This window comes from Achromobacter arsenitoxydans SY8, from assembly GCF_000236785.1.
Taxonomy (GTDB): Bacteria; Pseudomonadota; Gammaproteobacteria; order Burkholderiales; family Burkholderiaceae_B; genus Achromobacter; species Achromobacter arsenitoxydans.
Genome location: NZ_AGUF01000023.1, coordinates 1 through 23,425, shown reverse-complemented (window position 1 = coordinate 23,425; position 23,425 = coordinate 1). Strand labels below are relative to the sequence as shown.

The following is a 23,425-nucleotide window of genomic DNA, read 5'->3' as shown; positions in this document are numbered from 1 at the left end:
CGGGTAGGAATGCACACGCCTTTGCTGCCTCGGTCTGCGCCCGGGTCTGCTGGTTCTAGTCGGTGATGCGCGATGGTGCTGCGAGGGGGGCGGCGGCGCGGTCTCCTGGCCGCGCCGCCGGGCGCTTACGCGCTTTCGAAGATCCGCGTCAGGACGAATTCGCGGTGGCCCAGGGCCTCGGCCGCGGTCCAGCGGCCGTTGGCGGTGGCCAGCATGCATTCCAGCAGCTTGTCGCCGGCCTGGTTCAGGTCGATCTCGCGCTGCAGCAGGCCGCTGGTGTCCACGTCAATGTGCTCGGACATGGTGCGGACCGTGCGCGGATTGGCGCAGATCTTGATGACCGGCAGGATGGGATTGCCGATGACGTTGCCCTGGCCGGTGGGGAAAAAGTGCACGGCGTAGCCCGATGCCGCGCACAGGGTCACCATTTCTGCCGCGGCCGAAGACGAGTCCATGAACCACAGGCCGGGGCCGTCGGGGATTTCGGCTTTGTCGATGACGCCGTCCACGCGGCATTTCTTGCCGATCTTCTGGATGTTGCCCAGCGCCTTTTCCTCGATGGTGGTCAGCCCGCCCGCGATGTTGCCCTTGGTGGGCTGGGACTCGGACAGGTCGCTGGTCTTCCAGCGGTCGATCATGGCCTGGTAGCGGTCGAACATGAACATGAACTTCTCGCGCACGGCGTCGTTGGCGCAGCGCTCGGCCACGATGTGTTCGCCGCCCGTCAGTTCCGACGTTTCGCCGAACACCAGGGTGGAACCCAGCGCATAGAGCTTGTCGAAGGCGTTGCCGACGGTGGGGTTGGCGCCGCAGCCGGACGTGGTGTCGGATTCGCCGCACTTGGTGGAGACCCACAGATCGGCGATGGGGCATTCGCTGCGCGTGAGCGCGGTGGCGTAGTGCACGAATTCCTTCGCGCAGCGCGATGCGCGCATGATGGTGTCGTGGTCGCCGTGCAGTTCAATGGAAAAGCCCATGACCGGCTTGCCGGTGGCGGCGATGCCGTCCACGACGCGCTTGGTCCAGCCTTCTTCGATGCCGATCACCACCACGGCTGCGACGTTGGGGTTACAGCCCGTGCCGATCAGGGTGCGGAAGTGCAGTTCCAGGTCTTCGCCGAACTGCAGGCGGCCGTAGGGGTGGGGCAGGGCCATCGTGCCCTTGATGTTGTTGGCGACAGCTTCGGCAGCCGCGTTGGAGATGTCGTCCACGGGCAGGACGATGACGTGGTTGCGCACGCCGACGCGGCCATTGTCGCGGCGATAGCCTTGGAAGGTGGTCTGGGCGGTGATGATGGACATGGTGGATTCCTGTGCGATGGGGGGACGCTTACCAGCGCTTGGTCTTGATGTTGTGCACATGGGCGTGCTGGCCGGCCTTGATGGGGGCCACCACGCGGCCGATGTCGACGCCGTACTTGAAGACCGTGTCGCCCACTTCCATGTCCTTCATCGCCACCTTGTGGCCGATGGGGATGTCCTGGGAGGCGCGCACATGGATGATCTTGTCTTCATCCATGATCCAGGCGTTCAGCTCCGTTCCGGCGGTCAGCCCTTCCACCACGGCGACCGCCACCGTGTCCTTCGCATCGTGCAATACGGCGTGAATCATTGTCTTCCTCTCTTGGTCAGAAGCGCCGCCGGGGTGTTGCACGCGGCGCGGATCACAACGGCCAGGAAATCTTATGGCGGCCTTTTTTCAAAGTCAACTACATCATATATATGAATTGGATGACTTGAGGAAAAAGCGCGGCCGCCGCTACACTGGGGGTCCGTGAATATTGCGATGCACCCATGAACACCAGCCTGTCACCGACTGTGCCTCTGGGCAGTCCCTTGTATGAACAGGTCAAGCAGGCCGTGCTTGCCGCGCTGGCGCAAGGCGAATGGAAGCAGGGCGAGGCGATCCCCCCGGAAAAGAACCTGGCCGAGCGTTTCGGCGTATCAATCGGCACCTTGCGCAAGGCCATCGACGACCTGGCCGCCGAGAACATCCTGGTGCGCCACCAGGGGCGCGGCACCTACGTCGCGGTGCATACGCGCAACCACCACTTCTTCAAGTTCTTCCGCATCGTCGGGCAGGATGGCGGCAAGTCGTATCCCACCACCGAGCTGCAGCGCTTCCGGCGCGTCAAGGCGTCTGCGGTGGCGCGCGAGAAGCTGGCCCTGCCAGCGGGCGCCTACGTGTATGAATTCCTGAACGTGCTGTCGCTCAACGGCGACGTGGTCATGGCGGACGATGTCTGCCTGCCGGAGTCGCGCTTTCCGGGGCTGACCGAAGCGCATCTGCGCGATCGCGCCAGCACGCTGTACGCGCTGTACCAGGACCTGTTCGGCGTGAACGTCATCGCCACCGACGAGCGCCTGCGGACCTGCCTGGCCGAGCGCACGCATGCGCGCTGCCTGGGCGTCCCCGAGGGCAGCGCCCTGCTCGAGATCCGCCGCATCGCGTTTTCATACAACCGCCAGCCGGTGGAATGGCGCGTGTCGCGGGTGAACACCGAGCGCTACGAGTACCTGGGGCAGGAACCCTGGGAGGCCGGCGCCTGAGTCGCCGCGCACGGTTCCGCAGGGAGGGCGGCCCGCCCGCCTTGCGGAACACGGCGGCAAGCAGTGCTAGAATTCCTGCCGCACTACCCAATTTTCGGCGCCGATTTGCCTGATCCGCTTGCGGGCGCCTTCCAATAAATCCAGCTAAAGAGGTCCGTATGACCACTCCTGCCCAGAATTTGGCCGGTGATTCGGCCAGCGGGTTCGTCCCCGCAACCGTCACGACTTCCGCAACCGTTGATCCCGGTTCGGTCGGCCTCGTCGCTCCCACCTTCATCCGTTTCGATGAGCCGCTGCCCTTGCTCAGCGGCCAGTCGCTGGCGTCGTACGAGCTCGCCGTCGAAACCTACGGCACGCTCAATGCCCAGCGCACCAACGCGGTCCTGATCTGCCACGCGCTCAACGCCTCGCATCACGTGGCGGGCCAGGCGGCGGACAACCCCACCGACGTGGGCTGGTGGGACAACATGGTTGGCCCCGGCAAGCCGGTGGACACCAATCTCTTCTTCGTGATCGGCGTCAATAACCTGGGCTCGTGCTTCGGCTCGACCGGACCGGCCAGCCTCAATCCCGAGACCGGCAAGCCCTGGGGCGCGGCGTTCCCGGTGCTGACGGTCGAAGATTGGGTGCGCGCGCAGGCGCGGGTGGCGGACCACTTCGGCATCGAGCGCTTCGCCGCAGTGATGGGCGGATCCCTGGGCGGCATGCAGGCCCTGAGCTGGTCCATCACCTTGCCCGAGCGCGTCGCCAACTGCATCGTGATCGCCAGCACGCCGCGCCTGTCGGCGCAGAACATCGGCTTTAACGAAGTCGCGCGCCGCGCCATCATCACCGATCCGGATTTCCACGGCGGCGACTACTACGCGCAGGACACCGTGCCGCGGCGCGGGCTGTCGGTGGCGCGCATGATCGGCCACATTACCTACCTGTCCGACGACGACATGGCCGAGAAATTCGGCCGCGCGCAGCGCGCGCCGGCCGAGAACGGCGCCTACCACTACGGCTACGACGTCGAATTCGAAGTCGAGTCCTACCTGCGCTACCAGGGTGAAAAGTTCACCCGCTATTTCGACGCCAACACGTACCTGCTGATCACGCGCGCGCTGGACTACTTCGATCCGGCCCGCATGACCGGCGGCGACCTGGCCCGTGCGCTGGCGCCGGCCAAGTCCAATTTCCTGCTGGTGTCGTTCTCGACCGACTGGCGTTTCCCGCCGGAGCGTTCGCGCGAGATCGTGCGCGCCCTGCTCAAGAACGCCAGCCCCGTCACCTACGCCGAAATTGATGCGCCGCACGGCCACGACGCCTTCCTGCTGGAAGACGCGCGCTACCACGCCGTGGTGCGGGGCTACTACGAGCGCATCGCCCGCGAACTGGGCCTGGGCGCCGCCTTGACCGAAGGATCCTGAGAATGACCCCCGTGACTCCCCGCTATGCCCACGGCGCGCTGCGGCCCGACCTGGCGCGCATCGCCAGCTGGATCGAGCCCGGCAGCCGCGTCCTGGACCTGGGCTGCGGCGACGGCGCCTTGCTCGCCCACCTGCGCGATCATCGCCAGGTAAAGGGAGCCGGCGTGGAACTCGACGACACCTGCGTGATCGCCTGCGTGCGCCGCGGGGTCGAGGTCATCCAGCAGAACCTGGAAGACGGCCTGGCGCTGTTCGACGACAAGCAGTTCGACACGGTAGTGCTGTCGCAAACGCTGCAGTCCATGCACCGCACCGAACACATCCTGCGCGAGATGGCGCGCGTGGCGCGCCATGGCGTGGTGTCGTTTCCCAATTTCGGCTACTGGCCGCACGGCTGGTCCATCCTGCGCGGCCGCATGCCGGTGACGGGCCAGATGCCATACCAGTGGTACAACACGCCCAACATTCACTTGTGTACGCTGCGCGACTTCGAACAGCTGGCGGACGACGTGAACGTGAACATCCTGGAACGCGCCACCTTCAACGAAGGCAAGGAAGTGCGGCTGTTCCCCAGCTGGCGCAGCACGCTGGCGGTGTACCGTTTCGCTTCGCCCTGACATTCCGACACGCATCCTCCTGACGGGACGGGCCGACAGGCCCTAAAATGCCCAAGCCCGCGGCCGGCGCCTGCCGCGCCGCCGGCCACGTTTCAGGAGACCGTCATCACCGCTGCACCCAACGTCTACACCAGCCCCCGCGTCGCGCCCCTGCTGGTCCTGGGGTTTGCCAGCGGGCTGCCGCTGGCGCTAACCAGCGGCACCTTGCAGGCCTGGGCCACCGTCGAAGACGTTTCGCTTCAGGACATCGGTTACCTCACCCTGGTAGGCACGGCCTACACCATCAAATTCCTCTGGGCCCCCCTGGTCGACCGCTACGCGCCGCCGCTCCTGGGCCGGCGCCGCGGCTGGATGCTCGTGACCCAACTGCTGCTGGCAGTGGCCATCCTGGCGATGGGCGCGCTGTCGCCGTCGTCGGCGCTGATGCCCCTGGCCCTGCTGGCGGTGCTGGTGGCCTTCCTGTCGGCCACGCAGGACATCGCGTTCGACGCCTATTGCACGGACGTGCTGCGCAAAGAAGAGCGGGGTGCGGGCGCGGCCATCAAGGTCATGGGCTACCGGCTGGCCATGATTGTCTCGGGCGGCCTGGCGCTGATCATGGCCGATCAGTGGATCGGCTGGGGCAATACGTACATGCTGATGGGCGGGCTGATGCTGCTGTGCGCGCTTGCCACGCTATGGGCGCCCGAGCCCGAGCACGTCGCGCGCCCGCCCCGCACGTTGCGCGAAGCGGTGGCCGAGCCCCTGCACGAATTCTTCACCCGCCGCGGCGCGCTGGCGGTTGTGCTCCTGATCGTGCTGTACAAGCTGGGCGACGCGTTCGCGGGGGCCCTGTCCACCACTTTCCTTATCCGCGGCGCGGGCTTCACGCCCACCGAGGTCGGCACCGTGAACAAGGTGCTGGGGCTGGCGGCCACGATCATCGGCGCGCTGGCCGGCGGATCGCTCATGGCGCGCTGGGGGCTGTATCGGTCGCTGATGGCGTTCGGGCTGCTGCAGGCCGTGTCCAACCTGGCGTACTGGCTGATCGCGGTCAGTCCCAAGAACATCTGGCTGATGGCCACGGGGGTCGGCATCGAGAACCTGTGCGGCGGGCTGGGCACGGCGTCGTTTGTCGGTCTGCTGATGGCGCTGTGCCGCCAGCGGTTTTCGGCCACGCAGTTCGCGCTGCTGTCGGCGCTGTCGGCCGTGGGGCGCACCTATCTGGCGGGGCCGCTGACGCCGCCGCTGGTGAACTGGATGGGCTGGCCCGGCTTTTTCCTGCTGACGGTCGTGATTGCGCTGCCGGGACTGGTGCTGCTGAAGATCCTGCGCGGCACGATCGACGACATGGAAAAACAGGGCGAGGCGTAGCCCGGCCCTGTTGTGCGCAGGCGTAAGGCTACGCCCTGCGCAAGCGCGGCGCCCGGGGACTCGGACGCCGGCGCATGGCGCGGCTATTCCTCGCCGGAGAGGCGGACGATCAGCACGTCGCTGGGCAGGGATTCCAGCAGCCGCTCGGCCACGCTGCCGATGGCGGTGCGCAGGATGCCCGTGCGGCCGTGGGTGCCGGTGACGACCAGGTCGGAACGGTGGTTGAACGAGTATTCGGACAGCACGGTCTCGGGCTGGCCGGCTTCGAGCACCACCTTGGTCGGCATGCCCTTGGGCAGTTCCGGCGTTTCGGCGATGAAGCGCGCAGCGGCCTGTTCCGAAGTTTTGTAGAAGCTGCTGACGACGGCATCGTCGGGGGTGTTCACGCCCTGGAAGGGCACATCGTATGCGTGGAACAGGGTCAGGTCGGCGTTGGGCACCAGCTGCAGCGCGGCGCGCAGGGCCTGGCGCGAGCCGTCGGAGAAGTCGGTGGCGACCAGTACGTCGTGGTAGGGCTTGCGCGGACGAGTCTTCACGACCAGCACCGGCTGGCGGGCCTGGCGGGCCAGCTTTTCCACGGTGGTGCCCAGCAGCAGGCGGCCCAGGGTTTCGTCGCGGGCGGTGCCGGTGACGATCAGCGAGCACCCGTAAGCGTCTGCGGTTTCCATGATGCGGGCCAGGGGATCGCCGTTGACGACCACCACTTCCGTCGGCACTTCGGCGGCCGCCAGGTCTTCGGCCAGTTCGCGTTCAGCCAGGCTCTTGTGGTCGGACGACAGGCGCCGCCACACCGGCGTGGTCAGGCGGGCGGGCGTGGCATGGGACTCCATGACATGCAGCACGATCAGCTTGGTGTTCAGTTCCTTGGTCAGTTGCAGGGCGCGATCCAGGGCGCGGTCGCCGCGTGCACTCAGGTCGGTCGCCAGAAGGATGGGGCCAATTTGCTGTGTCATACGTTTTCTCCCGGTTGTGGCCAGAGGGCGGCTCCCGCGTCCGCACTGCCGGCTCATTAGCGCCCGGTCGGGCACGTCTCTATTGTCTCGCCGCGAAACGAGACGGTGCTTGATTGATATCAACGCAAGAACGAGGGTACGGGATGATGCGCCGGCAGGCAATGCCGCCGGCGCCGCGCAAGGCTCAATACAATGTGGCCTCTTTCTGCCCTTGTTCGAGCCATGTTCACCGATATCTCGCCTGTCCTGCTGCACACGCTGTACCTGGTAGCCATCGTGGCCGAAGCGATGACCGCGGCGCTGTCGGCGGGCCGCCGGGACATGGACTGGATGGGCGTCTGCATCATCGCCTGCGTGACCGCCCTGGGCGGCGGATCGCTGCGCGACATGCTGCTGGGGCACTATCCGCTGACCTGGGTCGCGCATCCGGAATACCTGTGGATGACCGGCGGCGCGGCGATTCTGACCGCGCTGATCGCGCCGGTCATGCGGCGGCTGCGCAGTGTGTTCCTGCTGGCCGACGCCCTGGGCCTGGTGGCGTTCACGGTCATCGGCTGCCAGGTGGCGCAAATGATGCAGCTGCCGCTTACCGTGGTGCTGATCAGTGGCGTGATCACCGGCTGCGCTGGCGGGGTGCTGCGCGATGTGCTCTGCAACGAGGTGCCGCTGCTGTTCCGCAAGGAGCTGTACGCCAGCGTGTCGCTTGTGACGGGGGGCCTGTACCTGGGATCCCAGGCCCTGGGCCTGTCCGCCAATGCGTCCGTGCCCATCGCGCTGGCCGCGGGGCTGGCGATGCGCCTGCTGGCGCTGCGGTTCAACTGGCAAATGCCCAAATTCGTCTATCGGGACGACTGGGACTGAGGCCGTCCCGCACCAAGGGGAAAAGCCGGCTTTTTACTGAATGAAATAGTAATACTATTTATGTTTCAAGAGATTTCTAGTATCTTGTCGGTGTCTCATACCATGCATTGCGCAGTAAAAGGGGAGCCGATTGGACGTCAAAGCGCCCGCCACGATTCCATATTTCCTACAGGAACAGATTCGTGAGTTGATAGTGGACGGCACTATCCGGCCCGGGCAGCCGTTGCGGGAACAGGAACTGGAGCAACGATTCGGCACCAGCCGCAGCCCTATCCGGGAAGCCCTGCGCCTGCTGGAGCTGAGCGGTCTGGTTACGCACATCCAGCGCAAGGGTTTCAGGGTCACGCTCTATACCGAAACCCAGATCCGCCACCTGTACATGCTGCGCGCAGAGCTGGATGCCTATTGCATCCGGCAGGTTGCCGAAATGCCCGACGTGGGCCCGCTCGTGGCCGAGCTGGGCGGTTTGCATGAAGAGATTGTCGCGGCGACGGGCCGGGGCGATGCGCGCGAGTTCATCGCGGCCTCGCGCGATTTCTACCTGGCGGCGGCGCGCTTTACAGGCAATGCGCCGCTGACCACCATGCTCAGCAAGCTGTATGAGCAGATCGAGCCGCTGGGCTATCTGCTGGCCCGGCAGTCGCTGGAGGCCAATACGATCGCGGCCTACACCGAAGGCATCATCCAGGCGTTGGGCGACCGCGCCTTCGAGCGCGCGGCGGACCTGACGCGCCGCTACGTGCTGGAAGTGCTGCCGGAAATCCTGGGGGCCTACCGCGAGGCGGCGCTGCAGGACGCCTGAAATCCGGGCGCCGCGCCAAGCCGTTACGCGCGGGGCGGCGTGCGAACTTCGATGCCGGCCTGTTCCAGGGCCTGGCGGATGCCGTTGGCGAAAATCAGCGCGTTGGGCTGATCGCCATGGATGCAGAGCGTGTCGGCCTGCACCGGCACATCCTTGCCGTCCACCGAACGCACCAGGCCTTCGCGCACCATGCGCACCACCTGCGCCACAGCCTGATCCACATCTTCGATCATGGCGCCGGCGCGCGTGCGCGGCGTGAGCGAGCCGTCGTCCTGGTAGGAGCGGTCGGCGAAGACTTCGTTGGCGGCCGTCAGGCCGATGGCGCGCGCGGCGTCGATCAGCTTGCTGCCGGCCAGGCCGTACAGGATCAGCGAGGCGTCCACGTCCTTGACCGCCTGGCAGATGGCCCGCGCCAGGTTTTCGTCCTTGGCGGCCATGTTGTAGAGCGCGCCGTGCGCCTTCACATGATGCAGGCGCGCGCCTTGCGAGGCCGCCACCCCGGCCAGAGCGCCGATCTGGTAGACGACGATGTCGTAGGCTTCGTCGGGGCTGATCTGGATGACGCGGCGCCCGAATCCGGCCAGGTCCTGCAGGCTGGGGTGGGCGCCTATCGCCACGCCCTGCTTGAGCGCCGCCGCCACGGTCTTGCGCATGGTGGCGGGGTCGCCGCCGTGGAAGCCGCAGGCAATGTTGGCGGAGCTGACGTACTGCAGCACCGCCGCGTCGTTGCCCATGGTCCAGGCGCCATAGCTTTCGCCCATGTCGCAGTTCATATCAATGCGGGTGGTCATCGCGGTTTCCTTTCTAGGCCAGAAGCGCGCGCAGCGGCGCCAGCGCTTCCTGCAATTGGGCGAAGGCGCGCTCGCGCTCGCCGTCCAGGCGCTGGGCGTCTTCGAGTTCGATCTGCTGGAAGCGCAGGACCTCGCCGGGCGCGCACTGCGCCAGGAGCGGCAGGTCCACAGTGGCGATCTGCGCGATCTTGGGATAGCCGCCGGTGGTCTGCCGGTCGGCCATGAGGATGATGGCCTCGCCGCCCGACGGCACCTGCACGGTGCCGAAGCAGGCGGCCTCGGACAGCATCTGCCGCGGCTGGTGCATGGTCAGCGGCCGGCCGAGCAGGCGGTAGCCCATGCGGTCCGACTGGGGGCTGATGCGGAATTCGGCGGCGCCGAAGGCCCGGCGGCTGGACTGCGAGAATTCCGGCCAGTGCACGCCGGGCAGGAAGCGGATGTATTCGCGCCGCTTGTTGCCCAGCACAGCGGGCAGATAGACGCGCATGTTCCAGAGGTCTTTCTGCAAGGCGTCCGCGTCGCGGTCCTGCGCAAGCGGCTGGCGCAGGGCGACGACGTCGCCCTTGAGCAGCGCGCGGCCGTGGAAGCCGCCGAAGCCGCTGCGCAGGTAGGTGGTTTCGCTGCCCATGACGGGTGTGATTGCAAAGCCCCCGTGCACGGCCAGATAGGCGCGCACGCCTGCCGCCGGCCGGGCGCCGAATGCCAGAACGTCGCCGGCGCGTGCGACCAGCGGGCGCAGCAGGGGAATGTCCTGATCGTTGAGGGTGGCGCCCAGGTCGGCGCCGGCCAGGGCGAAACAGGCCGGGACGTCAAAGCGCAGCGAGGGGCCCGTCAGGGTGATTTCCAGCGTGGCGGGGTCGCCGTCGTTGCCGGCCAGCGCATTGGCCAGCCGGTGGGCGCGTTCGTCCATGGCGCCCGCCGCGGGGATGCCCTGGTGCTGGTAGCCTTCGCGCCCGCAGTTCTGGAAGCTGGACAGCATGCCGGGCTTGATCACGGTGATGCTCATGGCCGGGCTCCGCGGATGCGGTCGAACTCGTCGGGACTGATCGGCACGAAACGGACCGCGTCCCCGGGCTGGAGCAGGGCTGCGGGTTCGCGGGCAGGATCGAACATCACCAGGGGCGTGGCGCCGATGATGTTCCAGCCGCCCGGCAGCCGGTTCGGATAGATGACGGTCTGCCGGTTGGCGATGGCCACGGAGCCCTGGGGCACCGCGGTGCGCGGCGAGGAGCGCCGCGGAATGTTCAGTTTTTCGTCGTGCACGCCCAGATAGGCGTGGCCTGGCGCGAAACCCAGCATGAACACCATGCTGCGGCGCTCGCTGTGCAGCTGGATGACGCCGTCGGGCGTCAGGCGGGCCGCGCGCGCCACGTCGTCCAGGTCGGGGCCGTGTTCGCCGCCGTAGCAGACGGGGATGTCGATTTCTCGTCCGCCGGCCGCGTCGGTGGGGATGCCGTCGGCCAGCAAGGCGTGGATGTGTTCGGAAAGCGTGGAGTAGGTGGGGCCTTCGCCGTGTCCGCCGGGCCGGTAATGCACCGCCACCGCGACAAAAGAAGGCACCACGTCGGTTACCCCGGGCAGCTGCGCATCGCGCAGCTTGCGGGCCGCGGCCAAACAGGTCCGGCCGATCGCCGCGTCGATCTGCTCGCCAAACGAAATGATCAGGCAGCGGTCACCCTGGGGCAGGATGCGCCAGCGGGTTTCGGCCGGAGAATGAGTGTTGGATATAGCGTTCAACGGCACGAAACCTGTAGGGACGGATTACTTGGCGAACAACGAATCCATGTTCTTGAACGCCTTGAATTCAAGCGCATTGCCCGACGGATCCAGGAAGAACATCGTGGCTTGTTCGCCCACTTCGCCCTTGAAGCGGATGTAGGGCTCGATCACGAACTCGGTCCCGGCGTCGGTCAGGCGCTTGGCCATGGTTTCCCATTGTTCCATGGAAAGCACGGCGCCGAAATGGCGTACGGGCACATTGTGCGAATCCACGGCGCTGGTGGCCTTGTGGCCGCATTCGCTGGGCGCCAGGTGAGCCACGATCTGGTGGCCGTAGAAGTTGAAGTCGATCCATTCGGGCGAGCTGCGGCCCTCCGGACAGCCCAGTTTTTCGCCGTAGAAGGCGCGGGCTTCGGCCAGGTCGCGAACGGGGAAGGCCAGGTGGAACGGCGGCAGGTTGGTTTGAGCGGACATGCAAGGCTCCGGGTCAGGCAAAGAAAAAATAATGATCGGTCAGAATGCCGGCCTGCCGCAATTCGGGTAGGCCTTAGCACCTGACGCTAGTTTAGGTATTGTTTTTTTTATTGAAAAACGATATTTTTTGTGCCTTACCATCGAAATTATTGATAGTGATCAAGGAATTCAAGACCTTTCTCGCGGTGGCGCGTGACGGCACGTTCACAGGGGCGGGAGCCCAGCTGGGCCTGACCCAATCCGCGGTCAGCGCGCAGATCAAGCGCCTGGAGGAATACCTGGGGGTTGAACTGTTCGACCGCGGCCCGCGCGCCGCGGTGCTGAACGCCCATGGCCGAGAGATGCTGCCGCAGGCCGAGGAACTGGTTTCCATGGCCGAGCGCATGGCCGCGTCGGCGGGCGCGGGCCATGTCAGCGGGTCGCTGCGCATCGGCGCCATTGCTTCCGTGCAGCAGGACCTGCTGGTGCATGCGGTGGGCGAGTTCCGGGCGGCGTATCCGGACGTCCGGGTGCGGATCGTGCCCGGCGTTTCGCTGTCGCTATTGGGCCAGGTGGACGCCGGCGAGGTGGATCTGGCCGTGCTGATCCGGCCGCCGTTCGCCCTGCCGCCCGAACTGGGCTGGCAGCCGCTGATGAGCGAGCCGGTGATGCTGGCCATGCCCGAGTCGATGCCGCCCGCGCCCTGGCGCGAGCTGCTGGCGACCCAGCCGTTCATCCGCTACGACCGCGCCTCGTTCGGCGGGCGCGTGGTGGACGTCTTCCTGAAGAAGCACCGCATTAATGTGCACGAGGCCGTGGAGCTGGACGAGATCGAGGCGATCGCGGGCATGGTGCGGCATGGCCTGGGCGTGGCGTTGCTGCCCAGGCTGCGGCGGCTGGACATGACGGGACTGCGTCTGCTGCAGTTGGACGGGCTGGCCTTTCATCGCGAGATCGGCATCATCGGGCGCCTGCCCTTCGATGCCGGCAGCGTGCGCGAGAAGATCGCGGAGTGTCTGGTGAGGGCGGCGGCGGATTCGGCCGGTGTCTGACACCCTCGGGACGTCGGGGCACGGCGGAGGGCGGCTCTTGAGGGTGTCAGACACCTGGTGCATTTTGCGCGTGTCTGACAACTGTCGAGGGAGTCTCCAGCGGGTGTCAGACACATGCCGCCAGGGCGTGACGCCTGTTGCCCCATAACAGAAGAGCCCCCGAAGGGGCTCTTGTCTTTAGCGGCGCTTGTTCTTACAGCCGGTCGCAGCGCACGGTGATCGGATGGTTGCGCAAGTCGGCCATCACGATGTCGTCGACTTCGCCCTCGACGTCGGTGATCACGTAGCCGATCTGTCCGCGGGTCTGCAGGGTCTGGCTGACGATGTTCAGGCCGTGCTGCGCCATCAGGTTGTCCAGCGCGCCCAGCGCGCCTGGCGCGTTGCGGTGGACGTGCAGGATGCGCGTGCCGCCGGCTTGTTCCAGGAACGGCAGCTCGGGGAAGTTGACCGCGCCCTTGGTGGTGCCGGCCTGCAGGAAGCGCACCAGCTTTTCGGCCACTTCGCGGCCGATGTTCTCTTGCGATTCCTGCGTGCTGCCGCCGATGTGCGGGGTCAGGATGACGTTGGGCATGCCGATCAGCGGGCTGGCCAGCGGTTCGTCCGGACCCTTGGGCTCGGTGGGGAACACGTCCAGCGCGGCGCCGGCAAGGTGTCCGGACTTCAGCGCCGCGTGCAGCGCGGCGATATCCACGACCGTGCCGCGCGACGCGTTGATCAGGATGGAGCCGCGGCGCATGCGTCCGATGGTCTCGGCGTTCATGATGTTTTCGGTGGACTTGCCGCCGGGAACGTGCAGCGTCACCACGTCGGCCTGCTCCAGCAGGTCGTTCAGCGTGCCGGCGGGGCGCGCGTTGCCCAGCGGCAGCTTGGCTTCGACGTCGTGGTAGATAACGCGCATGCCCAGGCTTTCGGCCAGGGTGCTGATCTGCGAGCCGATATTGCCGTAGCCCACGATGCCCAGCGTCTTGCCGCGGGTTTCAAAGGCGCCCGCCGCGCTCTTGTCCCAGTGGCCAAGGTGGACGCGGGCGTTCTTTTCGGGGATCCGGCGCAGCAGCAGGATGGCTTCGCCCAGCACCAGTTCGGCGACCGAGCGGGTGTTGGAGAAGGGCGCGTTGAAGACCGGAATGCCGCGCTGCATGGCGGTATCGAGGTCCACCTGGTTGGTGCCGATGCAGAAGCAGCCGACGACGCGCAGGTCGGGGTTGCCGGACAGCAAAGCGGCATCCAGGTGCGTGCGAGAACGTATCCCCGCCACTTGCACGCCGCGCAGGGCGTCGTGCAATTGCGCCGGCGGCAGGGCCGCGGCATGCGTGACGATGTCGGTGTAGCCGGCAGCCTCGAAGACGGCGCGGGCGCTCGGGTGGATGTTCTCGAACAGGACGATTTGTGCCATGACAGCCAAGGGGGTGGGTGAGAAACGCGTTTTATTTATTGTGGACCATTTTTGCTGCAGTGCAAGGAGTAGCCATTGAGCCGGTGTGGATGAATTGTTTCAGGGCGCGGCCGCGGCCGCGCCGCCAGTGCGCCGCTTAGCGGTAGGCCTGGAAGACCTTGGCCTTGCCCTGCTTGTCCACCAGCACCACGTCGTGCGGCGTCTTGCGGCCGCCGTATTCGGGGCCGTCCATGCCGGGCGATCCCAGCGGCATGCCCGGGGCGGCAAGGCCCGCCGCGTCAGGCTTTTCCAGCAGCAGCCGGCGCACGTCGCTGGCCGGCACGTGGCCTTCTACGGCGTAGCCTTCCACCATGGCGGTGTGGCAGGACCCGTAGTCCGCCATGCCGGCGTTGCGGCGGATCGGGCCGGTGTCCTGGACGTCGTGCGTGGAGACTTCGAAGCCGTTGTCGCGCATGTGCTTGACCCAGTCCTCGCAGCAGCCGCAGGTGGGCGTCTTCCAGACCTGCACCTTGACGGGCGTCTGCGCGGCGACGATGACGGGGGCGGACAGGGCCGCGGCGAGAACCAGGCGGCGCGTAAGGCGGGAAACGTTCATGATGCTCCGTGCAGAAAATTGAAGGGCTTCTCGGATGGTCGGGCGCCGGCGGTCAGAACCAGAAGCGCACGCCCGCGATGATGGCGGCCTGCGACCGGCTTTCGCCCGCATCGGCCGCGTAGCTCGCGGTCTGCCCGAACTTGCGTTCAAAGGATACGCCAACATAGGGCGCGAATTCGCGGGTGACCTCGTAGCGCAGGCGCAGCGAAAAGGCGCCCTGCGACAGGCCCGAGCCGATGCCGCGCGCCGCGTCGTCCTTGCCGTAGAGGCTGGCCTCCAGTTCGGGCGTGAGGATCAGCCGCTGCGTCAGGAGCAGGTCGTATTCGGCCTTCAGCGCCAGCGCGGTGCGCCCGGACGAACCCGCGTAGGCGGTGGTCTCCAGTTCGATGTTGTAGGGCAGAACGCCTTCGATGCCGATCGCGGCCCAGTTGCGCTTGGGGCCCGTGCCGATGTCGCGGCGCGCGCCCAGCTGCAGGTCCCAGAACGGCGATATGGCGTGGCTCCAGAAGGCTTCGACCTTACCGTCCGATCCGCCGCCGCTTTCGCGTTCGCCCTCGCTCTTGATCAGCAGGCGGTTTGTGGCGGTGCCGGCCCAGAAGCGGCCGTCCCACTCCAGCGCATTCTGGCCGTCCCGATTGCGCGCGAAGCCGAACTTGTCGAACAGCACCTGCCACGTGGGCGCGTTGTCCATCATGTGCGGATGGATGCCGTAGCTGTCGTAGCCGCGCTCGCCCGCGCCGTCGCTGGCGGGCAGGCTGCCGACGGGCGGCGCGGCGGCCGGGGCCGCGGGCGCGTGGCTCATCGACCCGTGATCCATTCCGGGCATAGTGGAATGGTCCATGCCGCCCGATTGCGCCCAGGCCGCGGGGCCCGCCAGCGCAAAGGCGATCGCGCTGGCGCGCAGCGGGAGGCGCCGGAGTTTGCTTGTTTTCATCGTTTACTCCACCACGACCGCCCTGAACATGCCGGCCTCCATGTGATACAGCAGATGGCAGTGATAGGCCCAGTGCCCGCGCGCATCGGCGCTGACGCGGTAGCTGAGGCGCTGCGCCGGATTGAGGGTGATCGTGTGCTTGCGCACCTGGAACGCGCCGTCGGGCGATTCCAGGTCGCTCCACAGCCCATGCAGGTGGATCGGATGCGTCATCATCGTGTCGTTGACCAGCACGAAGCGCACGCGCTCGCCGTAGCGCAGCACGATGGGCTTGGCGTCCGAGAACTTCACGCCATTGAACGACCACATGTAGCGTTCCATGTTGCCCGTCAGGTGCAGCTCGATCTCGCGCGAGGGCGGCCGGTTGTCGTCCGGTTCGCGCATGGAGTGCAGGTCCGCGTAGGTCAGCACGCGGCGGCCGTTGTCGCGCAGGCCGACACCGGGATCGTCCAGGCGCGTCGACACCACGTCGGGCAGCATGGAATTGCCCACGCCGCGTTCGGCGGGATATGGGTGCCTGACCTCCACCATGCCGCCCTGATTCGCGCCGGACCCGTGCATGCCGGCGTGATCCATGCCCGGCATGGCCGCATGGTTCATCCCCGCGTGGTCCGCCCCGCCGGCCGGGCCGCTGTCCTGCATGCCGGCCATGTCGTGCCCGGCCGCGCCTTGTCCGCCCATGTCATGAGCCATGCCCATGTCCATCATGCCCAGCAACTGCACGCGGTCCAGTGCCGGCACCTCGGCCTGCATGCCGGCGCGCGGCGCCAGCGTCGCGCGCGCGTAGCCGGAGCGGTCCATGGCCTGCGAAAAGATCGTGTAGGCGCGGTCTTCCCGGGGTTCGACGATCACGTCATAGGTTTCGGCTACGCCAATGCGGAATTCCTCGATTTCCACGGGGCGCACGTCCTGCCCGTCCGCCGCCACGACCGTCATCTTCAGGCCCGGGATGCGCACGTCGAAGTACGTCATCGCGGAACCGTTGATGAAGCGCAGTCGCACGCGCTCGCCCGGCGTGAATAGTCCCGTCCAGTTGCCGGCCGGCGTGGCGCCGTTGGTAAGGAAGGTGTAGGTCGAACCGGATACGTCCGCCAGGTCCGAGGGGTTCATGCGCATCTGTTCCCACATCAGGCGTTCGGCCAGCGCACCGCGCCAGCCTTTGTCCCGCGCGTCGGCCGCCAGGCTTTGAACGCTGGGCTGGATGCGGTTGTAGTAGTCGGGCATCACCTTCAGCTTGTTGAACAGGCGCATCGGGTCTTCGTCGGTCCAGTCCGACAGCAGCACCGTGTAGTCGCGGTCGGACGCGATGGGATCGCGGCGGCGCGGGTCGATGACGATGGCGCCGTACAGGCCGGTCTGTTCCTGGAAGCCCGAGTGGCTGTGGTACCAGTAGGTGCCGCTCTGGCGCACCTGGAAGCGGTACGTGAAGGTCTGCCCGGGATCTATGCCGGGAAAGCTCAGGCCCGGCACGCCGTCCATTTCAGTGGGAAGGAGGATGCCGTGCCAATGGATGGACGTCTGTTCGCGCAGGCGGTTGGCGACGTGCAGCGTGACGGTGTCGCCCTCGCGCCAGCGCAGCAGCGGCGCGGGCAGTTGACCGTTCACCGTGGTGGCGATGCGTGCGGCGCCGGTGAAGTTCACGGGGGTTTCGCCGATCTCCAGGTGGAATTCGGTGCCGCGCAACTCGGCTGCTGGCGCGGCCGCCTGCTGCGCCAGCGCGGCGCGCCAGCCGCCCAGCGCGGCCAGCGCGCCGCCTGCGGCCAGGCCTTGTACGAAGCGCCGGCGGGAAGGGGGAAGTAGCGCTTTCATGTCACAGCACCGAGACCGAACCCTTCATGCCCGCGGCATAGTGGCCGGGTTCGAGACAGCCGAACGACACCGTGCCCGCCTTGTCGAAGCGCCACACGATCTGGCCGCGCTTGCCGGCCTCAAGCGACACGGCGTTGGGTTCTTCGTGCCGCATGCCGGGGTCCTTCATCATCATGTCGTAATGCGATTTCAGATCGGCATCGGTGCCCAGCACCAGTTCGTGCCGGATCATGCCGCTGTTGCGCACGTTCAGGCGCACGGTTTCGCCGGCCTTGACGTCAATGCTGGCGGGCGTGAAGCGCATGGCGTCGGTCATGTCGATCTCGATGGTGCGCGTCACGCGGGCGGGATCGCCCGGCTTGCCGATGGGGGCCGAAGCTGCCGGCGTACCGTGGCCGGCATGCGTGCCGGCAGCGTAAGCGGCGCCGGCGAAGAGCGACAGGGCCAGGGCGGCGGCCTGGGTGGTGCGGAGCAGGGTGCCTTTCACGTGGATCCTTTTAGGAGTGACCGTGCTGGCACTTTAGGCAAACCGGGGTGACCCGATCCTGTCGCGCAGATTACGTTTTTGTAATGTTGGCGGGGCCGGAAGGCGTCTCGGCCCCTCTCAGGGTGATGCCGACCACGGTGCCAGCCGCATCCGATGCGGCATCCACGTCGCCGCCATGCATGCGCGCAATCGCGCGCACGATGGCCAGTCCCAGTCCGTGGCCCTCGCTGCGCGGGGCGCGCGCCTGGCCCGACCGGAAAAAACGGTCGAAGATGCGGGGCAGGTCGGCGGGCGGGATCGGCGGGCCGGGGTTGCGGACCTCGATCCGCGCGCCGGCGGCGGACGACGAACAGGCCAGCACGATCTCGCCGCCGCGCGGCGTGGCCTTGATTGCGTTGGAAATCAGGTTGGCCAGCGCGCGGCGCACCAGCCCTGCGTTGGCGGCTACGGTGGCGTCCCCGACGCAGCGCAGCCGCACGGCGTGCTCTTCCAGCGTGGCTTCATAGTATTCGGCCACTCGCCGGGCTTCGGCGGCCAGCGACACCGCGGCCAGGTCGGCGGCGCGTTCACCGCGGTCGGCGCGGGCCAGGAACAGCATGTCGTTGACCAGGGTCTTCAGGTCTTCCAGCTCTTCCAGGTTGGACTCCAGCGCGTCGCGCAGCTCCTGCGCGTCGCGCGGCGAGGACAGCATGACCTGCGTGCCGTTGATCAGCGTCGCCAGCGGGGTGCGCAGCTCGTGCGCCACGTCGGCGTTGAAGCCTTCCATCTGCTGGTAGGCGGACTGCAGACGGTCGAGCGTGCGGTTGAAGGAGCGCACCAGTTCGTGGAGTTCGCGGTCGGTGTCTTCCAGCGGCAGGCGCCGCGCCAGGTTGTCGGGCTGGATGCTTGCGGCCTGCCCGGACAGCCTGCGCGCCGGCGCCATGCTGCGCCGCACGGCCCACGCCGCCAGCACGACGGTGGCGCCCACCCACAGCGCGCAGATCAGCAGCAGCGCGGTGCCATAGGCGTACAGGAACTGCGAGCTGGTGCGCGTGCTGACCGCCACGGTCAGCTGTGCGCCCGGCAGGATGCGGTCGTTCATGGCGACCCGCAGGCCGCGCATGCGCCCGCCGTCCGGGGTCTGCAGCACGACCTGCCGGCCGCCTATCGTTTCCAGGGTCTCGGGGGCGGCGCCGCCGTAGACGACCTTGCCCTGCGCGTCCACGATCCAGATGCCCAGCTGCCCCTGTCCCGCGCGCATATCGTCGAAGGTGGCGGCCAGGTCGTGCAGACCGCTGGCGCTGTTCTGCATGTCGATCAGGTGGTCGATGAGTTCGAGCTTGCCGCTGACCTCGGTGATCTCCTGGCGTTCAACCTCGCGCTTGAGCGCCCAGAACAGCGTGGCGCCGGCCAGGCTGGACACCAGCAGGGCGATGGCGCCCAGCAGCAGCGTCAGCCGCGCCTGCATCGAACGTATGCGGGGGCGCTTCACGTGGGGCGGCCATCCGTGGGGCGGCCATCCGCGGGGCGGCCATCCGTGGGGCGGTCCCCCGCCGGACGCGATTCCAGCACGTAGCCCATGCCGCGCACGGTGTGCAGCAGTTTCGTGTCGTAGGGGTCGTCCAGTTTGCCGCGCAGCCGCCGCACCGCTACGTCGATGACGTTGGTGTCGCTGTCGAAGTTCATGTCCCAGACTTGTTCGGCCAGGGTGGTGCGCGACAGCACCTGGCCCTGGCGGCGCAGCAGCAGCGCCAGCAGGCTGAATTCCTTGGCGGTCAGGTCCAGGCGCTGGCCGCCGCGCTGGGCGCGGCGTCGCGCCAGGTCCAGTTCCAGGTCGGCCAGCCGCAGCAGCGTGGGCTCCTGTGAGCGCCCACGGCGCAGCAGCGCCTGGACTCGCGCCAGCAGCTCCGAGAATGCGAAGGGCTTGACCAGGTAGTCGTCGGCGCCGCCCTCCAGGCCGCGCACGCGGTCTTCCACGGCATCGCGCGCCGTCAGCATCAGGATGGGGGTGTCCTTGCGGGCGCGCACCGACGCCAGGACTTCGAAGCCGTCGATTCCCGGCAGCATGACGTCCAGCACGATCAGGTCGTAGGCGCCTTCCAATGCCAGGTGGCGGCCGTCCAGGCCGTCGCGCGCCACGTCCACCACATGGCTTTGCTCCGACAGCCCCTTTTTGAGGTAGTCGGCCAGTTTGGGTTCGTCTTCGATGACCAGGATGCGCATGGCCGAAAATTTACCATCCGCGCCGCGGCTGCGGCTGCGGCTGCGGCTCGGATGCGGCTCGGATGCGGCTCGGATGCGGCTCGGATGCGGATGCGGCCGTGGCCGGCCAGTTCAGGCCGGTTCGGCTAGGGCGATGCGGTCCGCAGGGAATCGCAGTGCGAAGACGCTGCCCTTGCCGGGCTCGCTGGTGATGAGCAGTTCGGCGTCGTGGCGCATCGCGATGTGCTTGGTGATCGCCAGTCCCAGGCCGGTGCCGCCCACGGCGCGCGACCGGCCGCGGTCCACGCGGTAGAAGCGTTCGGTCAGCCGCGGCAGGTGCCGGGCGGGGATGCCGATGCCGGTGTCCTGGACGCTATAGCGCGCGCCGCCGTCCGGCTCGCGTTCCCAGCGCACGGTGATCGTGCCGCCGTCGGGCGTGTAGCGCACGGCGTTGGTCAGCAGGTTGGACAGGGCGGACGTCAGTTCGGTCTCGGCGCCCAGCACGTCCAGGCTTTCGTCGATGTGCCATTCCAGCACGTGCCGGCCGCCCGACAGAGCCTCGATCTGCTGGCGCGCCTTCTGCAGCAGGGCGCCCATGTTGACGGCGCGCGGGTCGCTGCCCGGCGACGATTCCAGCGTGGACAGGGTCAGCAGGTCTTCCACGATGGCCTGCATGCGGTGGGCCTGCTCGTGCATCATGTCGATGTACTGGGCGCGCTGCTCCTGCGGCAGCATGTCCTCGGGCATGTCCCGCAGTGTTTCCAGGAAGCCCGCCAGCACCGTCAGGGGCGTGCGCAGTTCATGGGATACGTTGGCGACGAAGTCGCGGCGGGTGGTCTCCAGCCGTTCGATCTGCGTGACGTCGCGGGTGATGAGCAGGCGCTGGTTGCTGGCGTAGGCCGTCAGTTGCATCATCATCAGCCGTTCCTGGCCTTGCTGGCCCAGTCGCACCAGAATGGGCTCGGGCCACGCGGCGCGATGCGCGTATTCCACGAATTCGGGCGCCCGCAGCAGGTTCAGCAGGTTGTGGCCGCGGTCGGCCGGCAGGCGCAGGCCCAGGTGCTGGCGCGCCATGCGGTTGCACCAGTCGATCTGGAAATCCTCGTTCAGGGTGACCGCGCCGTCAGGCAGCGCCTGGGCGGCCGCCAGCATGCCCTGCATGGTGTCGCGGGTTTCGGAAAGTTCGCGGGCGCGGGCCCGGGTGTAGCGGTAGAGAGGGGCGAGGATGTCGTCCCAGGGGCCGACGGAGGCTGGCGGGGCGGAGTCGGGCTGGTTGGCCCAGCGAGACACCAGGGTCAGCCGCCAGCTGCGCCAGAGCAGCATGGCGGTCAGCGCCGCGGAAAACACCAGCCAGCCCGCGGGGTCGCCAAGCAGCCATTGCGCGAGCAGGGCCAGCACCGCCCACAGGGCGACCAGGAAAAGTGTGCGCAGCCAGATCATCGTGCGGGAGTTTTACCGCGTCGGGAGCTGTGCAGTAAACCGGTAGCCGCTGCCGCGGACAGTTTCCACGTGCGCGTCGTGCCCGCTGGGTTCCAGCGCTTTGCGCAGGCGGCGGATGTGGACGTCGACGGTGCGCTCTTCCACGAAGACGTGGTCGCCCCAGACCTGGTCCAGCAACTGCGAACGGGAAAAGACCCGCTCGGGATGCGTCATGAAGAAGTGGAGCAGGCGGAATTCGGTCGGGCCGATCTGCAGCGACTGGCTGTTGCCCGACAGGCGGTGCGTCACGGGGTCGAGCTTCAGGCCGCCCACGTCGATCACGTCGTCGGTCAGCTGGGGCGCGCGGCGGCGCAGCACGGCCTTGATGCGGGCCATCAGCTCTTTCGGCGAGAAGGGCTTGGTGATGTAGTCGTCGGCGCCGGCTTCCAGGCCGTCCACCTTGTCCTGCTCGGAACCCTTGGCGGTCAGCATGATGACGGGGACGGCTCGGGTGCGCTCGTCGTTGCGCAGCTTGCGCGCCATGGCCAGGCCGGACGTGCCGGGCAGCATCCAATCCAGCAGGATCAGATCGGGAAGCTCGGCGCGGATCAGGGTCTGGGCCTGGTCGGCGTCGAAGGCGCGCAGCACCTTGTGCCCGGCGAAGGACAGGTTGACGGCGATCAGTTCCTGGATGGCGGGTTCGTCTTCGACGACGAGGATGGTGCTGGACATGTGGAATTTGGCACACTTCGGAGCGCCGGCGCGGCGCGAACATTGCGATAGTATGGCCGCAATATTTCAGGTATGTGACCGCGGCGCACCATCTGGCGGGTCCGTCCGCCGCAGCCGCGCGCCCGATAGGCTACCATTGAACGATATATCGGGAATTCACCATGCAAAACCCCTCCGAAACGCAACAATCCGCGGATTCCGCTTCCAGTTCCACGCACTTCGGCTTCCAGTCGGTGCCGGAAAGCGAAAAAGCCCGCAAGGTCGCCGAGGTCTTCCACTCGGTCGCGCAGCGCTACGACGTCATGAACGACTTCATGTCCGCCGGCCTGCACCGCGTCTGGAAGGCCTTCACCATCGGCCGCGCGGCCATCCGCCCTGGCATGAAGGTGCTGGACATCGCCGGCGGCACGGGCGACCTGGCCCGCGCCTTCGCCAAGCGCGCCGGCCCCACGGGCGAAGTCTGGCTGACCGACATCAATGATTCCATGCTGCGCGTGGGCCGCGACCGCCTGACGGATGCCGGCCTGCTGGTGCCCACCGCGGTGTGCGACGCCGAGCGCCTGCCGTTCCCGTCGGGCTACTTCGACCGCGTCAGCGTGGCCTTTGGCCTGCGCAACATGACCCACAAGGACCGCGCGCTGGCCGAGATGACCCGGGTGCTCAAGCCGGGCGGCAAGCTGCTGGTGCTGGAATTCTCGCGCGTGGCCAAGCCGCTGTCGCCGGCCTACGACTGGTATTCCTTCAATGTGCTGCCCTGGCTGGGCAAGAAGATCGCCAACGACGAGGCCAGCTACCGCTACCTGGCGGAATCCATCCGCATGCATCCCGACCAGGAGACCCTGGCCGACATGCTGCGGACCGCCGGCCTGGAGCGGGTGCAGTATTTCAACCTGACCGCCGGCATCGCCGCCCTGCACGAAGGGGTGCGCCTGGCCTGATCGGGCAATCAACGGCAAGTTTTGCGCTTCCACGGGGAACTTGTGGGGCAGCGCCTTGTCCGTTATTCTTACGCCATTCAGATTACTGTAAGAAAAGTCGCGCAGATGGTCCCGCGTTTCGCGGGGCCCTTCCGTTGCTCGGGGCAGCGGAAGCGCGAGTACGAGGGAGCAAACCTATGTCCAAATTCTGTCTTTCGCGGTTTGTCGCCGCGGCGCTCATCGCCGTTTCCGGCGCGGCGCTGGTGACGGCGTCGTTTGACGCCGAAGCCCGCCGCGCGGGTGGCGGCTCGAGCGTCGGGCGTCAATCCTCCAATGTGACGCAGCAGCGCCAGGCCACCACGCCGCCCGCCGCCGCCAACAACACGGCAGGCGCCACCG

Annotated in this window: 24 protein-coding genes, 1 pseudogene and 1 riboswitch; of the genes and pseudogenes, 9 read left to right on the top strand and 16 right to left on the bottom strand. The window is 67.2% G+C overall.

Annotated features, from left to right (window positions below; all coding sequences use genetic code 11):
* Positions 1 to 125 precede the first annotated feature (125 nt).
* Both KYC_RS05185 and KYC_RS05180 read right to left on the bottom strand, forming a co-directional pair.
* A complete protein-coding gene (locus KYC_RS05185) occupies positions 126 to 1,301 on the bottom strand; it encodes a UxaA family hydrolase (RefSeq protein WP_008159570.1) in 1,176 nt (391 codons plus the stop codon).
* Positions 1,302 to 1,329: 28 nt separating this feature from the next.
* Positions 1,330 to 1,611: a UxaA family hydrolase gene (locus KYC_RS05180; RefSeq protein ID WP_008159569.1), complete on the bottom strand. Its 282-nt coding sequence runs from the start codon at positions 1,609 to 1,611 to the stop codon at positions 1,330 to 1,332.
* A 182-nt stretch (positions 1,612 to 1,793) separates the two neighbouring features.
* Here KYC_RS05180 and KYC_RS05175 point away from each other — a divergent pair, with 182 nt between their 5' ends.
* The 4 genes from KYC_RS05175 to KYC_RS05160 all read left to right on the top strand — a co-directional run bounded on the left by KYC_RS05175 (position 1,794) and on the right by KYC_RS05160 (position 5,928).
* Positions 1,794 to 2,549: a GntR family transcriptional regulator gene (locus KYC_RS05175; RefSeq protein ID WP_008159566.1), complete on the top strand. Its 756-nt coding sequence runs from the start codon at positions 1,794 to 1,796 to the stop codon at positions 2,547 to 2,549.
* Positions 2,550 to 2,636: 87 nt separating this feature from the next.
* A riboswitch (SAM riboswitch) is annotated at positions 2,637 to 2,718 on the top strand.
* Positions 2,708 to 3,958, top strand: coding sequence for a homoserine O-succinyltransferase MetX (gene metX, locus KYC_RS05170; RefSeq protein ID WP_008159565.1), 1,251 nt, complete (start codon positions 2,708 to 2,710; stop codon positions 3,956 to 3,958). (Overlaps the previous riboswitch by 11 nt.)
* Positions 3,959 to 3,960: 2 nt before the next feature.
* On the top strand, positions 3,961 to 4,575 hold the full coding sequence (metW, locus tag KYC_RS05165; RefSeq protein WP_008159563.1) for a methionine biosynthesis protein MetW: 615 nt from the start codon (positions 3,961 to 3,963) through the stop codon (positions 4,573 to 4,575).
* Positions 4,576 to 4,680: 105 nt separating this feature from the next.
* Entirely contained in the window at positions 4,681 to 5,928 is a 1,248-nt protein-coding gene (locus tag KYC_RS05160) for a muropeptide transporter (RefSeq protein ID WP_043517601.1), read from the top strand.
* Positions 5,929 to 6,011: 83 nt separating this feature from the next.
* On the opposite strand, the gene KYC_RS05155 is transcribed toward KYC_RS05160, so the two are convergent.
* On the bottom strand, positions 6,012 to 6,881 hold the full coding sequence (locus KYC_RS05155; RefSeq protein ID WP_008159557.1) for a universal stress protein: 870 nt from the start codon (positions 6,879 to 6,881) through the stop codon (positions 6,012 to 6,014).
* Between the two features lie 222 nt (positions 6,882 to 7,103).
* On the opposite strand from KYC_RS05155, the gene KYC_RS05150 reads away from it, so the two are divergent.
* Both KYC_RS05150 and KYC_RS05145 read left to right on the top strand, forming a co-directional pair.
* A complete protein-coding gene (locus KYC_RS05150) occupies positions 7,104 to 7,742 on the top strand; it encodes a trimeric intracellular cation channel family protein (protein ID WP_008159556.1) in 639 nt (212 codons plus the stop codon).
* A 130-nt stretch (positions 7,743 to 7,872) separates the two neighbouring features.
* A complete protein-coding gene (locus KYC_RS05145; RefSeq protein ID WP_043517599.1) occupies positions 7,873 to 8,544 on the top strand; it encodes a GntR family transcriptional regulator in 672 nt (223 codons plus the stop codon).
* A gap of 23 nt (positions 8,545 to 8,567) precedes the next feature.
* On the opposite strand, the gene KYC_RS05140 is transcribed toward KYC_RS05145, so the two are convergent.
* The 4 genes from KYC_RS05140 to KYC_RS05125 are packed head-to-tail and all read right to left on the bottom strand — an operon-like array spanning position 8,568 to position 11,528.
* Positions 8,568 to 9,335, bottom strand: coding sequence for a LamB/YcsF family protein (locus tag KYC_RS05140; protein ID WP_008159551.1), 768 nt, complete (start codon positions 9,333 to 9,335; stop codon positions 8,568 to 8,570).
* Between the two features lie 13 nt (positions 9,336 to 9,348).
* Positions 9,349 to 10,341: a 5-oxoprolinase subunit C family protein gene (locus tag KYC_RS05135; RefSeq protein WP_008159548.1), complete on the bottom strand. Its 993-nt coding sequence runs from the start codon at positions 10,339 to 10,341 to the stop codon at positions 9,349 to 9,351.
* Positions 10,338 to 11,078 carry a 5-oxoprolinase subunit PxpB gene (gene pxpB, locus KYC_RS05130; protein ID WP_420796103.1) on the bottom strand — a complete coding sequence of 247 codons (741 nt, stop codon included), beginning with the start codon at positions 11,076 to 11,078 and terminating at the stop codon, positions 10,338 to 10,340. The genes KYC_RS05135 and pxpB overlap by 4 nt, the downstream gene beginning before the upstream one ends.
* An 18-nt stretch (positions 11,079 to 11,096) precedes the next feature.
* Entirely contained in the window at positions 11,097 to 11,528 is a 432-nt protein-coding gene (locus tag KYC_RS05125; RefSeq protein WP_008159544.1) for a VOC family protein, read from the bottom strand.
* Between the two features lie 155 nt (positions 11,529 to 11,683).
* On the opposite strand from KYC_RS05125, the gene KYC_RS05120 reads away from it, so the two are divergent.
* Positions 11,684 to 12,559, top strand: coding sequence for a LysR family transcriptional regulator (locus KYC_RS05120; RefSeq protein WP_008159542.1), 876 nt, complete (start codon positions 11,684 to 11,686; stop codon positions 12,557 to 12,559).
* Positions 12,560 to 12,752: 193 nt separating this feature from the next.
* Here the strand turns inward: KYC_RS05120 and serA are convergent, their stop codons facing one another.
* The 9 genes from serA to phoB all read right to left on the bottom strand — a co-directional run bounded on the left by serA (position 12,753) and on the right by phoB (position 22,109).
* Positions 12,753 to 13,952, bottom strand: coding sequence for a phosphoglycerate dehydrogenase (gene serA / locus KYC_RS05115; protein WP_043517597.1), 1,200 nt, complete (start codon positions 13,950 to 13,952; stop codon positions 12,753 to 12,755).
* A gap of 136 nt (positions 13,953 to 14,088) precedes the next feature.
* Complete coding sequence (locus KYC_RS05110; protein ID WP_008159538.1) at positions 14,089 to 14,547, bottom strand: DUF411 domain-containing protein; 459 nt, start codon at positions 14,545 to 14,547, stop codon at positions 14,089 to 14,091.
* Between the two features lie 52 nt (positions 14,548 to 14,599).
* Positions 14,600 to 15,481, bottom strand: a complete 882-nt coding sequence (locus tag KYC_RS05105; protein ID WP_008159536.1) for a copper resistance protein B — start codon at positions 15,479 to 15,481, stop codon at positions 14,600 to 14,602.
* A gap of 3 nt (positions 15,482 to 15,484) precedes the next feature.
* Positions 15,485 to 17,290: a copper resistance system multicopper oxidase gene (locus KYC_RS05100; protein ID WP_008159533.1), complete on the bottom strand. Its 1,806-nt coding sequence runs from the start codon at positions 17,288 to 17,290 to the stop codon at positions 15,485 to 15,487.
* Between the two features lies 1 nt (position 17,291).
* On the bottom strand, positions 17,292 to 17,777 hold the full coding sequence (locus KYC_RS05095; RefSeq protein WP_008159531.1) for a cupredoxin domain-containing protein: 486 nt from the start codon (positions 17,775 to 17,777) through the stop codon (positions 17,292 to 17,294).
* 70 nt (positions 17,778 to 17,847) lie between these two features.
* Entirely contained in the window at positions 17,848 to 19,224 is a 1,377-nt protein-coding gene (locus KYC_RS05090) for a heavy metal sensor histidine kinase (RefSeq protein WP_008159530.1), read from the bottom strand.
* 20 nt (positions 19,225 to 19,244) lie between these two features.
* The gene (locus KYC_RS05085) at positions 19,245 to 19,979 is read right to left on the bottom strand and encodes a heavy metal response regulator transcription factor (protein ID WP_008159528.1); all 735 of its coding nucleotides are present in this window, start codon (positions 19,977 to 19,979) and stop codon (positions 19,245 to 19,247) included.
* Between the two features lie 111 nt (positions 19,980 to 20,090).
* The gene (gene phoR, locus KYC_RS05080) at positions 20,091 to 21,398 is read right to left on the bottom strand and encodes a phosphate regulon sensor histidine kinase PhoR (RefSeq protein WP_008159525.1); all 1,308 of its coding nucleotides are present in this window, start codon (positions 21,396 to 21,398) and stop codon (positions 20,091 to 20,093) included.
* Between the two features lie 12 nt (positions 21,399 to 21,410).
* Complete coding sequence (gene phoB / locus KYC_RS05075) at positions 21,411 to 22,109, bottom strand: phosphate regulon transcriptional regulator PhoB (protein ID WP_006227196.1); 699 nt, start codon at positions 22,107 to 22,109, stop codon at positions 21,411 to 21,413.
* 161 nt (positions 22,110 to 22,270) lie between these two features.
* Here phoB and ubiE point away from each other — a divergent pair, with 161 nt between their 5' ends.
* Both ubiE and KYC_RS05065 read left to right on the top strand, forming a co-directional pair.
* Positions 22,271 to 23,047 carry a bifunctional demethylmenaquinone methyltransferase/2-methoxy-6-polyprenyl-1,4-benzoquinol methylase UbiE gene (gene ubiE, locus KYC_RS05070; protein ID WP_008159523.1) on the top strand — a complete coding sequence of 259 codons (777 nt, stop codon included), beginning with the start codon at positions 22,271 to 22,273 and terminating at the stop codon, positions 23,045 to 23,047.
* A gap of 176 nt (positions 23,048 to 23,223) precedes the next feature.
* Positions 23,224 to 23,425: pseudogene (locus KYC_RS05065) on the top strand (Tim44 domain-containing protein); the annotation flags it as partial.